Origin of the sequence: Mesorhizobium sp. L-8-10 (genome assembly GCF_016756635.1) — a bacterium.
GTDB lineage: Bacteria > Pseudomonadota > Alphaproteobacteria > Rhizobiales > Rhizobiaceae.
Genome location: NZ_AP023263.1, coordinates 3,687,461 through 3,699,498 on the forward strand (window position 1 = coordinate 3,687,461; position 12,038 = coordinate 3,699,498).

9 protein-coding genes are annotated in these 12,038 nt (G+C 63.8%); 5 read left to right on the plus strand and 4 right to left on the minus strand.

The features are described 5' to 3' along the window. Positions 1 to 87: 87 nt before the first annotated feature. Genes rfaE1 through JN280_RS17130 form a run of 3 tightly spaced genes read left to right on the plus strand, consistent with a single transcriptional unit; the run spans position 88 to position 2,832 of the window. Positions 88 to 1,617 (plus strand): D-glycero-beta-D-manno-heptose-7-phosphate kinase, encoded by a 1,530-nt coding sequence (rfaE1, locus tag JN280_RS17120; RefSeq protein ID WP_202313769.1) that lies wholly within the window; start codon positions 88 to 90, stop codon positions 1,615 to 1,617. Between the two features lie 8 nt (positions 1,618 to 1,625). Then, positions 1,626 to 2,201, plus strand: coding sequence for a D-sedoheptulose-7-phosphate isomerase (locus JN280_RS17125; protein ID WP_202313771.1), 576 nt, complete (start codon positions 1,626 to 1,628; stop codon positions 2,199 to 2,201). Beyond that, on the plus strand, positions 2,194 to 2,832 hold the full coding sequence (locus tag JN280_RS17130) for a D-glycero-alpha-D-manno-heptose-1,7-bisphosphate 7-phosphatase (RefSeq protein WP_202313773.1): 639 nt from the start codon (positions 2,194 to 2,196) through the stop codon (positions 2,830 to 2,832). Before JN280_RS17125 ends, JN280_RS17130 begins: the two co-directional genes overlap by 8 nt. Here JN280_RS17130 and JN280_RS17135 read toward each other — a convergent pair. Further along, positions 2,829 to 3,302: an Lrp/AsnC family transcriptional regulator gene (locus JN280_RS17135; protein ID WP_202313774.1), complete on the minus strand. Its 474-nt coding sequence runs from the start codon at positions 3,300 to 3,302 to the stop codon at positions 2,829 to 2,831. The two genes, JN280_RS17130 and JN280_RS17135, sit on opposite strands and share 4 nt — an antisense overlap. Before the next feature lie 286 nt (positions 3,303 to 3,588). Between JN280_RS17135 and trxB the strand changes: the two genes are divergently transcribed. After that, positions 3,589 to 4,563: a thioredoxin-disulfide reductase gene (gene trxB / locus JN280_RS17140; protein ID WP_202313775.1), complete on the plus strand. Its 975-nt coding sequence runs from the start codon at positions 3,589 to 3,591 to the stop codon at positions 4,561 to 4,563. Between the two features lie 33 nt (positions 4,564 to 4,596). Further along, positions 4,597 to 5,493 (plus strand): LysR family transcriptional regulator, encoded by an 897-nt coding sequence (locus JN280_RS17145; RefSeq protein ID WP_202313776.1) that lies wholly within the window; start codon positions 4,597 to 4,599, stop codon positions 5,491 to 5,493. A gap of 1,740 nt (positions 5,494 to 7,233) precedes the next feature. Here JN280_RS17145 and msrP read toward each other — a convergent pair. The 3 genes from msrP to JN280_RS17160 form a co-directional block, all read right to left on the minus strand. Continuing rightward, a complete protein-coding gene (gene msrP / locus JN280_RS17150; protein ID WP_202313777.1) occupies positions 7,234 to 8,205 on the minus strand; it encodes a protein-methionine-sulfoxide reductase catalytic subunit MsrP in 972 nt (323 codons plus the stop codon). Positions 8,206 to 8,322: 117 nt separating this feature from the next. Beyond that, positions 8,323 to 10,371: an elongation factor G gene (locus tag JN280_RS17155; RefSeq protein ID WP_202313778.1), complete on the minus strand. Its 2,049-nt coding sequence runs from the start codon at positions 10,369 to 10,371 to the stop codon at positions 8,323 to 8,325. A gap of 230 nt (positions 10,372 to 10,601) precedes the next feature. After that, positions 10,602 to 11,924: an alpha/beta hydrolase family protein gene (locus tag JN280_RS17160; RefSeq protein ID WP_202313779.1), complete on the minus strand. Its 1,323-nt coding sequence runs from the start codon at positions 11,922 to 11,924 to the stop codon at positions 10,602 to 10,604. Positions 11,925 to 12,038: the final 114 nt, after the last annotated feature.

A 12,038-nucleotide genomic window follows, 5' to 3' on the forward strand; every position in this document is an offset into this window, starting at 1 on the left:
AGGCGAGCCGAGGGGCGCTGTCGACAAAGGGCCGTGCTGCAACTGGCCCCGGTTGCGTCGGCCGATTTTGCGGTATATCGGCTGCGCATGAGCGATCCTTCGGCAAAGACCGTGGAGCATGAACAGTCGGTCGCGGCGCAGAGCCCGGCCAGCCTCTTGTCGGCCATCGACAGGTTCCGTGAAGTCAGGGTCCTGGTCGTCGGCGATTTCATCCTCGACCGTTTCATCAACGGCGTCATCGAGCGCATCTCGCCGGAGGCGCCTATTCCGGTCCTGCATGGGCGTGGCGAAACCTCGACGCTGGGCGGGGCGGGCAATGTCGTCTCGAACATCGTATCGCTCGGCGGCACCGCACTGCCGATCGCCGCTATCGGCAACGATGCGGCCGGCCGCGCCGTCGTCGCGACGCTGGAGAACCAGGGCGTCGACACGTCTGCGATCGTCGTGGATGCGGCGCGCATGACCTCCTGCAAGTCGCGCTTCAGTGCGCTCAATCAGCAGGTCCTTCGTTTCGATGAAGAGGAAGTCCGGCCGCTGTCGGCGGAGGAACGCCGGATGCTCGTGGAGCGTTTCCGCAAATACCTGCCGCTCTGCGACATCGTCCTGCTTTCCGATTACGGCAAGGGCATGCTGCTCGACGGTGTGGCAGCCGAACTGATCGGACTGTGCGGCGCCTCGGGCAAGCGCGTTATCGTCGATCCCAAGGGCCGCGACTTCTCTCGTTATGCGGGGGCGACCGCAGTATCGCCGAACCGCAAGGAACTCGGCGAGGCTGTCGGCCGTGCCGTTGCCAACGACGACGAGGTGGTCGATGCCGCAAGGCAACTCATCGGCGCGCATGGCTTCGATTTCGTGCTGGCGACGCGCAGCGAGAAGGGCATGAGCGTGGTGAGCGCCGACAATGCCCGCCACATCCCGACCCAGGCCCGCGAGGTGTTCGACGTGTCGGGCGCCGGAGACACGGTGATCGCCTCCTTTGCCCTGTCGCTCGCGGCCGGCCTCGACAGGCACGCCGCCGCGACGGTGGCCAACGCCGCCGCGGGCGTCGTCGTCGGCAAGCGCGGCACGGCCCGTGTCTCGGCGGAGGAACTGGTTGCGGCACTGTTCCGCAGCGATGCGACCGCGCATACGGAGCGCTCCGTCGTCGATCTCGAAACGGCCGAGCAGATCGTCGCCGCATGGCGGCGGGAGGGCCTCAGCATCGCCTTCACCAATGGATGCTTCGACATATTGCATGCAGGCCACGTCTCCCTGATCCGCCAGGCGCGCGCCAATGCCGACCGGCTGATCCTCGGGCTCAACAGCGATGATTCCGTGCGCCGGCTGAAGGGCGAGGCGCGGCCGGTGAACAACGCCCATGACCGTGCTTTCGTGCTCTCGGCGCTCGCCGCCGTCGATCTCGTCGTGGTCTTCGACGAGGACACGCCGCTCCGGCTGATCGAAAGGCTCATGCCCGATGTACTGGTGAAAGGGGCGGACTACACGATCGACACCGTGGTCGGCGCCGATATCGTGCAGGCGGCGGGCGGGCGCGTCGTGCTCGCCAGGCTGGTCGACGGCAAGAGCACCACCGGCATGATCGAGCGGATCAACGGCTCCGGCGCCAACGCCAGGTAAGGATATCAATGGCTTCCCTGAACGAATATCTGAAGCGCTCTGCCGAGGCGATCGTCGCCATGGTCGACGACCGCGAGTTGTCGGCGGCGATGGAACGCGCAGTCGAGGCGATCGTGGCCGGGCTCGGCGCGGGCAAGCCGCTGCTCGTCTGCGGCAATGGCGGCTCGGCTGCCGATGCGATCCATATCGCCGGCGAATTGGTCGGCCGCTTCCTCAAGGAGCGCAAGGCCTACAATGTGCTGGCGCTCCCCTCCAATGTCGGCGTGATGACGGCCTGGGGCAACGACTACGGCTTCGACACCGTCTATTCGCGCCAGGTCGAGGCCCACGGCGTCGCGGGCGGTGTGCTGATCGCCATCTCGACCAGCGGCAATTCCACGAATGTGCTGCTTGCGGCGGAGCAGGCGAGGGCGATGGGCATGACGGTCGTCTCGCTCACCGGTTCCACGGGCGGCAAGCTGGCTGCCCTCTCCGACATCCTGCTCAACGTGCCGTCGACCTTCACGCCTGTCATCCAGCAGGGTCATCTCTGTCTCTACCATCATCTGTGCGAGGCGGTGGAAGCTCGGCTCGCCGATGGCTGACGCCGAACTCCATCTCGAGGATGGAGGCTTGTGGGTCCAGCCGCTGGCGGTCCCCGCCGAGACGGCCGGCCGGCCGGCGCTGTTCCTCGATCGCGACGGCACGATCAATGTCGATACGGGCTATCCGCGCGATCCCGCCGAGATCGCGCTCCTGTCGCCGATCGTTCCCGTCATTCGCGCCGCAAATACGGCCCATATCCCCGTGGTCATCGTCTCCAACCAGTCGGGTATCGCACGCGGGCTGCTCGACTGGAACGATTTCGCCGCCGTCAACGCCCGGCTGCTCGACCTGCTGGCCGAACAAGGCTGCTTCATCGCCATGGTCCTGGCCTGCGCCTATCACGAACGTGGCAAGCGGCCGCTCAACGTTGCCGATCATCCGATGCGCAAACCCAATCCCGGCATGCTGTTCAGGGCCGCCGAACTACTGGACCTCGACCTCGGCGGGTCCGTCGTGGTCGGCGACAAGCCCTCGGACATGAAGGCCGGGCGTAGGGCGGGGCTCGGCGAAGGTTGGCTGATCGGCGGGACTTGTTCGGGCATGCCGGGCTTCGCCTGCCGTGCGCTGCTGAGCGATCCCGATTGGGCGGCGCTCATCGAAAGGGTCTCGCGGCTTTCGGTGCGCAGCTAGCCGATCGCCACCGGCCCCTCATCCTTGACCTGGCGGATGGTGAGCGCGGTGCGCACCGTGTCGACATTGGGCGCCGAGGTCAGTTCCTCGATGACGAAGGTCTGGAACGTCACGAGATCGGTGGCGACGCAATGCAGGAGAAAGTCCGAATCGCCCGAGACCATCCAGGCCCGGCGCACGATCGGCCAGTTGCGGGTGCGGTCGGCGAAGGCCTTGAGATCGGCTTCCGACTGGTGCTGCAGCCCGACCTGGCAGAATGCGACGACATCGAAGCCGAGCGCCGGGCCGTTGAGCTGCGCGCGATAGCCCTGGATCACACCAGCATCCTCGAGGCGCTTCACGCGCCTGAGGCAGGGCGGAGCCGAAATGCCGACGCGCCGCGACAATTCGACATTGGTGACCCGGCCCTCGTTCTGGAGTTCCCGCAGAATCTTCCAGTCGATGGCGTCGAGATCGGCCTTCAAGGGCATGTCGTCAGGTCGCTCCGGAACGAATCGCGCAACAATATGTCGCTTTGACGAAATATAAATACCGGAATGCGCCGAAAGCACCAGCTTTCGCCCTACGACTTCACAGCTTTTCGGCGTAGCCTGCGTCCGGCGGGGCTCGGGAGAGGGGCTTGAACCCCAAGCTTTCGGGGGAGGAACAATCCGCCGCCTTGCAACAGGTAGGGGCCAACACCTAAATTGGCGGCGAAAGTCTGTGTTTGCGGCGGGCGCGCGATGTGTTGCGCCCGCCTCTTTTGAAGGCACCGCTATGAGCGTCAAACATGCGCCCGTCCTGATCATCGGTTCCGGTCCCGCCGGCTACACGGCTGCCATCTACGCGGCGCGAGCGATGCTGAAGCCGGTCCTCGTCGCCGGCCTGCAGCAGGGCGGCCAGCTGATGATCACGACCGACGTCGAGAACTATCCGGGTTTCGCCGATCCGATCCAGGGCCCGTGGCTGATGGAGCAGATGCTCAAGCAGGCGCAGCATGTCGGGACCGAGATCGTCAACGACCTGATCACCGAGGTCGATCTCGACGTCAGGCCGTTCCGGCTGACGTCGGATTCCGGCACCGTCTACACCTGTGATGCCCTGATCATAGCGACGGGCGCGCAGGCGAAATGGCTCGGCCTTCCGAGCGAGCAGACCTATATGGGCTTCGGCGTGTCGGCCTGCGCGACCTGCGACGGGTTCTTCTATCGCGGCAAGGATGTCGTCGTCGTCGGCGGCGGCAATTCGGCCGTCGAGGAGGCGCTCTACCTCTCCAACCTCGCGCGCCATGTGACGGTCGTCCACCGGCGCGGGGAATTCCGTGCCGAGCGCATCCTGCAGGAGCGGCTCTTCAAGAAGGAGAACATCACCGTCCTGTGGGACACCGTGGTCGACGAGATCACCGGCAAGCCGGGCAAGCTGCCCCTGCCGCCATCCGTCACCGGCATCAAACTGCGCAACGCCAAGACGGGAGCCGGATCGGAAATGGCGATCGACGGCGTCTTCGTGGCGATCGGTCATGCGCCGGCGGTCGAACTGTTCGCGGGCAAGCTGAAGCAGAAGCCGAACGGCTATCTGTGGACCGCGCCCGATTCCACCAGGACCGATGTGCCCGGCGTCTTCGCCGCGGGCGACGTGACCGACGACGTCTATCGCCAGGCCGTTACGGCAGCGGGCCTGGGCTGCATGGCGGCGCTCGAAGCCGAAAAGTATCTGGCCGAGATGGAACTCCATCGGGAAGCCGCGGAATAGCAGATCAAACGCCTGCAAAGACAAGGGGAACACATGGCGTTGGACTGGGACAAGCTACGCGTGTTTCACGCAGCGGCGGAGGCTGGCTCCTTCACGCATGCGGCCGAAACCCTGAAGCTCTCGCAATCCGCGATCTCGCGGCAGGTGAGCGCGCTCGAGCAGGATGTCGGCGTGCCGCTGTTCCATCGCCATGCCCGGGGCCTGGTGCTGACGGAACAGGGGGAGATGCTGTTCCGCACGGCGCACGATGTGCTGATGAAGCTCGAGAACATCAAGAGCCGCTTGACCGAGGCCAAGGACCGGCCATCCGGCATCCTGCGTGTCACCACCACTGTCGGCCTCGGCGCAGGCTGGCTGACGGAGCGACTGCACGAATTCCTCGACCATTATCCGGATATGCAGATCCAGCTCATCCTCGCCAATGAGGAACTGGACCTCACCATGCGACAGGCCGATTGCGCCATACGTCTGCGGCAGCCGCAACAGCCGGACCTGATTCAGCGCCGGCTGTTCACCGTGCATTTTCATCTCTATGCGTCGCCGTCCTACATCAACAAGCACGGCAAGCCGAATTCGATCGCCGATCTCAAGAACCACCGGATCGTCACCTTCGGCGTGCCGGTGCCGACCCATCTCAGCGAGTTGAACTGGCTGGAGACGGTCGGCGATTTCGAGGGCGGCAAGCGTGTCGCGACTTTGCAGATCAACGACATCCTGTCGATCAAGCGCGCGGTGAAGCGTGGCGCCGGCATCGCCATGCTGCCGGACTACGTCGTCGACAAGGATGCCGGTCTCGTGCAACTCCTGCCCGAAACCGAGGTGCCGTCCTTCGACACCTATTTCTGCTATCCGGACGCGATGAAGAACCAGGCCAAGCTGCATGTCTTTCGGGATTTCGTGATCGCCAAGGCGCGCAACTGGTCTTATTGACTTCGACCTTGGGTTGGGCCACAGGCTTGGCCTTTTTGCATGGGTGCTTTGCAAACTCCATGCTTGTTTCTTGAGCAATTGCAGCACATATAACAATCATCTCCTGGGCGCGTTCCTCCTCCCATTAGCGCCCACGAGTGTTCCCCTCTGGAGGTTTTGCCTTAACAGGCGCTTCCAATCAAACTTAGCCGGATCATTTCGATCCGGCTTTTTTGTCTCCAGCAATCTGCGATCCGTCTGGCCTTGCCCGGCGCCCGGCGCTATGTCGTGCGTCCGCCGGCGCGCGAAGCAGGGCTGCGACGTTGGTACAAAGATCTTTCCGGACTTGTGCTTGTTTTTCGCGCGGGCTGCGCCCATATATCAATCATCTCCTGGGCGCGTTCCTCCTCCCATTGGCGCCCACGAGTGTTCCCCTCTGGAGGTTTTGCCTTTTTAGGCGCTTCCAATCACTTGGCCGGATCGTTTCGATCCGGCTTTTTTCTTGCGGGGGTCCCAGCCCGATGGGCCTCTCCGTGCTCCATTTCCGCGTCGATGCCGCCCGCCGTGGCCGCCGGATGAGCCGTAGCGGCCGTTGCGTTCCGGAGCCGTTGGCCGACAGCCTTCCGGCTCGACGAGCCGGCCGGCATGCATGGCAGCCTTGCAAATTCGATGCTTGTTTTCCGGGCAGGTAGAGCCCATATGGGCGCCATCTCCCGGGCGCGTTTCTCCTCCCATTGGCGCCCCGGTGAGTGTTCCCCTCTGGAGGTTTCGCCTCAACAGGCACTTCCATCACTTAGCCGGATCGTTTCGATCCGGCTTTTTTCTTGTTCGGTTCCCGCCTGACCTCCCACCGTCGCTTCGATCGAGCCGGGTGCCCTGCGGGGCTTTGACCGATGACGCGATCCCGAGATCGTGGCTTCGCTCGAGGTCGAAGGCCGGAACCTGCATGGCAGCCCTGCATTTTCCATGCTTGTTTTCCGGGCAGGTCGCGCCCATATAAGCGCCATCTCCTGGGCGCGTTTCTCCTCCCATTGGCGCCCGGTGAGTGTTCCCCTCTGGAGGTTTTGCTTTAACAGGCACTTCCAACAAACTGGCCGGGTCTTCGTGATCCGGCTTTTTTTTGTTTCCGCGCGCAGCGACAAACAGCCCGCATCAGGCGTCGTCCTCGATGCTATTCGCAGCGGGAGCATTTTCAGGTCCTTCTCCGCGGACTTGCTCGGCACGTTCTCCAGGGACGTAACGCAGGTTACATCGGTGTCGTCAGCAACAGTGCGGACCCGGAATATCGCGCAGCATTCGGCTGTACGAGAAGGCCCCATGCCGCCGGATATCGGGTCGGAATTGTCGGTCGCCGGTGGAAAACCCGACGTTTCCAGCCCGCGTAACGGTCACATGTAACCTCCGGTAACCTGACGAATCCGTTGGCAGCGTCATATCAATGCGAACAGGACGCGGTGGGGACATCAAGTGATGGGGGCATCACGGGACGTTCCGGGCTCAGGCAAGCGCCGCGTCCGTTCAGTTTCGCCGGCGATCTCAGGCGCCGGCCCGTCGCGGCGGACCTGCCGTACCGCCTCCCGCGGAACGGTCCGCAGAAGCGGCGTCCGGACCTCCCCCCGGGCGCCGCTTTTCTCGATCTGAAGGGCATGCGCTCATTGGATGAGCAAGGGGGACGGGGGATGAGCAAAGGGGACAGGCGAGGGTCGCTCCGACAGTTCTGACGGATGCCTTCGTGAACTTCGGAAGCCGGCGCAGCGCCCGTCACATATAGAGCGTCGCCGGATCCATGCCCTTGTAGAGGTTGGCGACCTCGGCGCCGTAGCCGTTGAAGATCTGTGTCGGCACGACCTCCCCCGTGTGCAAGACACGCTCGTTCGCCTGGCTCCAGCGGGGGTGCGGAACCTCGGGGTTCACATTGGCCCAGAATCCATATTCGCTGGGCTGGATCGCCTCCCAGAGACCGACGGGCCGTTCGGCGACGAAGTCGATCTTGCGGATCGACTTGATCGACTTGAAACCGTATTTCCACGGCAGTGCCAGCCGGATCGGCGCACCGAACTGCTTGAGCAGCGGCTTGTCGTAGGCGCCGGTCACGATGAAGGCCAGGTCGTTTGCAGCCTCCTCGATGGTCACGCCCTCGACATAGGGCCAGGGATAGAGGAAGCTGTTCTGGCCGCTTGCCATGGACGGATCGAGGAAGGTCTCGAAGCGGACGTATTTTGCACCGGACTGAGGCTTCACGGCAGCGACCAGCTTGTTGAGCGCAAAGCCGGCCCACGGGATCGTCATCGACCAGGCCTCCACGCAGCGGTGACGGTAGAGCCGTGTCTCCAAGGGGAACTTTCGGACGAGATCGTCGAAAGCGATGGTCATCGGCGCATCGACCAACCCGCCGATCTCGATCTCCCAGGGACGGATCACCAGCGACTGGGCCTCCTGGGCGATCTCCTTGTAGGTGCCGAATTCGTAGAAATTGTTGTAGTTGGCGTTGATCTCCTCGGGCGTCACGCTGCGGTCGAGCTTGTAGGCTTCGTTCTTCTTTGCCGGGTAGAGATCCGCCGTCGGGTCGGCCGCTTCGGCCAGGCTTTCGCCGAGCCCGCCACCGAGCGCGCCCGCGGCCATCAGCCCGAAACCCATTGCCTTGAGCAGAACTCGGCGATTGAGGAACGCGTCCTCCGGTGTCGCCAGTCTTTCCGGAAGCGCCCAGGACGGGCGGCGATGAACAAAAACCATCTGCAAGCCTCGCATATCCGGACCACACACTGGTCCCGTGCAGAGGCGAGGGCAAGCTCGCCTCTCTTCACATACGCGTGCGGCAGCTCCTTTGTTTCCCGGTCCGGAAAGCTTTTTTCAGGCCGCCTTTCCGCCCGAGTTCATCACCTCGTCAGCCAAGCGACCCGTCAGTTCGGCCATATGGTCGAAACGGGCGACATAGGTAGCCACACCCGCCGTCGCCGATCGCAGCTCGATGATGAGGTTGCCGATCTGGGATTGCGGCATGGTCGCCTCCACAACGTCCCAACCCGGCCAGCCCGGTCGCGCGTCGTAGCCCAGTATCTGGCCGCGCCGTTGCGGCACGAGCGCGGTGATCCTGGCTGTGGCATCCGAGGGGGTGAATATCTCTACCTTCATGATAGGCTCGAGCAGGACCGGCGAGCAGGCGGCCATGCCCTCCTTCATGGCGAGCTTGGCCGCCATCTGGAACGCCATATCGGACGAATCGACTGTGTGATAGGAGCCGTCCGCCAGGTTCACTGCGACATCGACCACCGGAAAGCCGAGCGGACCCGACTTCAGATAGTCGCGCACGCCGGCCTCGACGGATGGAATGTACTGCTTGGGCACGACGCCGCCGGTGATCGTGTCGGTGAACTCGAAGCCGGCGCCGCGCGGCAGCGGCTTGATGTCGAGCACCACGTCGCCGAACTGGCCGTGTCCGCCGGACTGCTTCTTGTGGCGGCCGCGCTGGGTGATCGATTTGCGGATGGTCTCCCGATAGGGCACCGCAGGCGGATGGCCCTCGACCGGGATCTGGTTCTTGCCCTCCAGCCGCTCCACGATGACGCGCAGATGCATCTCGCCATGGCCGGAAAGGATCGTCTCCGACGAATCCTGTTCGTGGTGAAGGCGAAGCGACGGGTCCTCCTCGCCGAGGCGCTGCATGGCCGCCGATAGCTTGACCTCGTCCTTGCGCTCCTTCGGCCGCAGCGCGAAGGCAAAGACGGGCTGCGGCGGTTCGATCTCGATCAGCGCCGGAATCCCGCCCTTGGTCGTACTCAGCGTCTGGCCCGTCTTGACGTCGTCGAGCTTGCCGAGGGCGACGGTGTCGCCGGCCTTGGCAGAGGCCAGTTTGGTCTGATCCTTGCCGAACATCCTGTAGATGCCGGACACCTTGGCCGTCCGGCCGTCCGACAGCCAGAGCTCGGCGCCGTCGGCGACCGAGCCGGAAAGGATACGCGAAACCGAGAGCTTGCCGCCATGGGGAGTGTGGATGGTCTTCATGACCTGGACGACCGTGCCGTCGGCGGGCGCCCCCAATCGCTGCCGGGTCGCCTCGATATCGGGCGCATCGTGCCGGATGGCTTTGAGCAGACGCAGGACACCGTTGCCTTTCTCGGCCGTGCCGATCAGCACAGGCGTCACCGAGCCGTCGCGCAGGTCGGCCGAGAGGTCGTCGAAGACCTGGTCACGGGGCGGTTCGATCTCTTCGAGCAGGTTCTCCATCAACTGGTCGTCATGGTCGGCCAGCGTCTCCAGCATCGAGAAGCGTGCTTCGATCTCGCGCGCCTTCTCGTCGCTCGGTATGTCGGTCACCTCGCTCTCGGCATATTCGCGGTAGATGTAGGCACGCTCCAGCGCGAGATCGATCGAACCGATTATGATGCCGTCCTTGCGCAACGGGATCTGCCGCAGCAGCAGCCGCGTCGTGCTCGCCGGCTGCAAGAGCTTCAGCGTGTCGCGCACGCCGGCCTCGGTCCTGTCGACCTTGTTGAGGAAGAGGAGCCGCGGCACGCCGAGTTCGTCGAGCTTGCGCAGGATGAGCTGCAGGGCGGGGATCTTCTTCTCGTCGGCCTCGGCCACGACCACGGCCAGGTCGCAGGCGGCCAGCACGGGTTCGGCCTCGAAGGAGAATTCGATCGAGCCCGGGCAATCGATGAAGGTGAGGCTGTCGCCCATGAATTCCGTCGTGGCGACCGTCGCCTCGACGCTCATGACGTGGGCCCGGGCCTCGGGAGAATAGTCGCCGACGGTGGTGCCGGACGAAACGGCCGCCTGGCGCGGGATCGCTCCCGTGCGCGCCAGGATGGCTTCAAGAAGAGAGGTCTTTCCGCTGGCGAAGGGACCGACAATGGCGATGCATTTCGGTCCCGACAGTCGTCCTCCGGCGCGATTTCCCATGGTGAGCTGCCTCCTCCTCGTGACGTTGTCGTTGAGGCGGCGGCCGGCCTCCTCCGGCCGTCGCGCGACTGGGCTGTCATGCCGCTGTCATGGTCATCGTCACATGCCTTTCGGCCAAGGGCAAGGCCGCAATTCGATGGCCATGAAACTGATCTGCCGTCAGGCCGCCACAGCAAGCTTCGACATGCTCTCATGACGAGGATCGCTGCCGGCGAGGCCGGCGGCGACCGTCACTTGGCGGCAGCATCCTCGTGCATCAGGCTCAGGCCCTTGGCCGTGCGCTTCTGGAAGCCTTTCCAGTAGGTGTGTTCCGGTTTGAAGGAACCATCCTCGTTGGCCGCCCAGACACCGTCGTCGGCGTTCTCCACGAGCGAGAGGTAAGGCGACATGCCGGCATCGCCTTTCAGCTCCTTGCCGAGGAAGGCGGTCACGAAATGCTGTGCGATGTTGTTCATCCGCGCCGTATCCCAGACCGGATCTGCGTAATGGTCGAACGGGACGAAATCGAGCGTGTCGACCTTGCTCCAGGATTCGGCCGGAGCCGGAATCGGTGCTGCGGCATTGTGGTTGGCGTTCTCGAAGGTCAGCAGATAGCGGTCGGCATTGACGCTCTGCTCGAAGATCGTCTTCACGCCGTTCTCGTAGCCCGACACGTCGTCGACGCTTCCAGCAACGAAGAAGATCGGCTTGCGCACGCCGGCGAGCCCGGCCTCGTCCCAGAAGCCGCGCTCCATCCCCCAGGGCGCGAAGGCAACAACGGCCTTGATGCGAGGATCGATCAGCTGTTCGTGGCTCTCCGAGCCGGCAAGATGAATTTCAAGCGTACCTTCCGGCGCGCCCCATGTGAAATCGGTGGCGGCCTTGGTGACGCCACCGCCTGCCGTGATCACGGCTCCGTAGCCTCCCATGGAATAGCCGATGACCGCGGTCTTAGAGGTATCGACAAGGCCTGAAAGGAAATGACCGCCTTTCGTCGACAGCCGCGCCATCTCCTCCAGCACGGATTTCTGGTCGAGCGGCCGGTTGACCAGCGTCGATCCGAATTTCTGCTGGTCGTCATAGGTGGATTCGGCATGGTCGATGGAGGCCACCACGTAGCCTTTGCTAGCCAGATTCTCGCCGAGATGGGAAAGCAGGAAGCGGTTGCCGGGATAGCCGTGGGACATGATGACCAGCGGATAGGCGCTGCCCTTTTTCGGCTCGGCGTCGCGAAGCGCCTTCCCGTGCAAAGTCACCTTCGTCTTGCCGTCACGCAGGAGGACATCCGTATAGTCGCTCGCCGCGGTGCCGTCGGGAACGTCGGCCGGATACCAGACTTCTAGGGTCAGCTTGCGATCGTAGCGGGGCAGGGGTTTTCCGGCCTCCACCTTGAGAATATCTACCTGGCCTGGATTGACGATTTCAATCGTTCGCACGCCGATGTCTTCCGGGCCGAAGGCGGCAAGCTCCGGTGCATCGGGCCGGACGAGATCGATGCGATTGTCTTGGGCCATCGCGCCGGTGCCCTGAACTCCGAGAAAGGTAGCGGCTACTGCCGCAAAGAGCGTCTTCATCCTGTATCCCCTGGTTGCGTTTCCGATGCTCGAGACCGAACGAATAGGCGAGGAAGAAGAAAATGCCGTGACGCTGCCGGCGTTTCCCAAATCGTCAGGCAGGAGGGAAACGCC

Bases quoted from the DNA above. Each gene is read 5' to 3' on its own strand.
- JN280_RS17145 (WP_202313776.1), top strand. From the start codon at position 4,597: ATGGCGTTGGACTGGGACAAGCTACGCGTGTTTCACGCAGCGGCGGAG.
- JN280_RS17155 (WP_202313778.1), bottom strand. From the start codon at position 10,371: ATGGGAAATCGCGCCGGAGGACGACTGTCGGGACCGAAATGCATCGCC.
- JN280_RS17160 (WP_202313779.1), bottom strand. From the start codon at position 11,924: ATGAAGACGCTCTTTGCGGCAGTAGCCGCTACCTTTCTCGGAGTTCAG.
- JN280_RS17130 (WP_202313773.1), top strand. From the start codon at position 2,194: ATGGCTGACGCCGAACTCCATCTCGAGGATGGAGGCTTGTGGGTCCAG.
- JN280_RS17135 (WP_202313774.1), bottom strand. From the start codon at position 3,302: ATGCCCTTGAAGGCCGATCTCGACGCCATCGACTGGAAGATTCTGCGG.
- rfaE1 (WP_202313769.1), top strand. From the start codon at position 88: ATGAGCGATCCTTCGGCAAAGACCGTGGAGCATGAACAGTCGGTCGCG.
- msrP (WP_202313777.1), bottom strand. From the start codon at position 8,205: ATGGTTTTTGTTCATCGCCGCCCGTCCTGGGCGCTTCCGGAAAGACTG.
- trxB (WP_202313775.1), top strand. From the start codon at position 3,589: ATGAGCGTCAAACATGCGCCCGTCCTGATCATCGGTTCCGGTCCCGCC.
- JN280_RS17125 (WP_202313771.1), top strand. From the start codon at position 1,626: ATGGCTTCCCTGAACGAATATCTGAAGCGCTCTGCCGAGGCGATCGTC.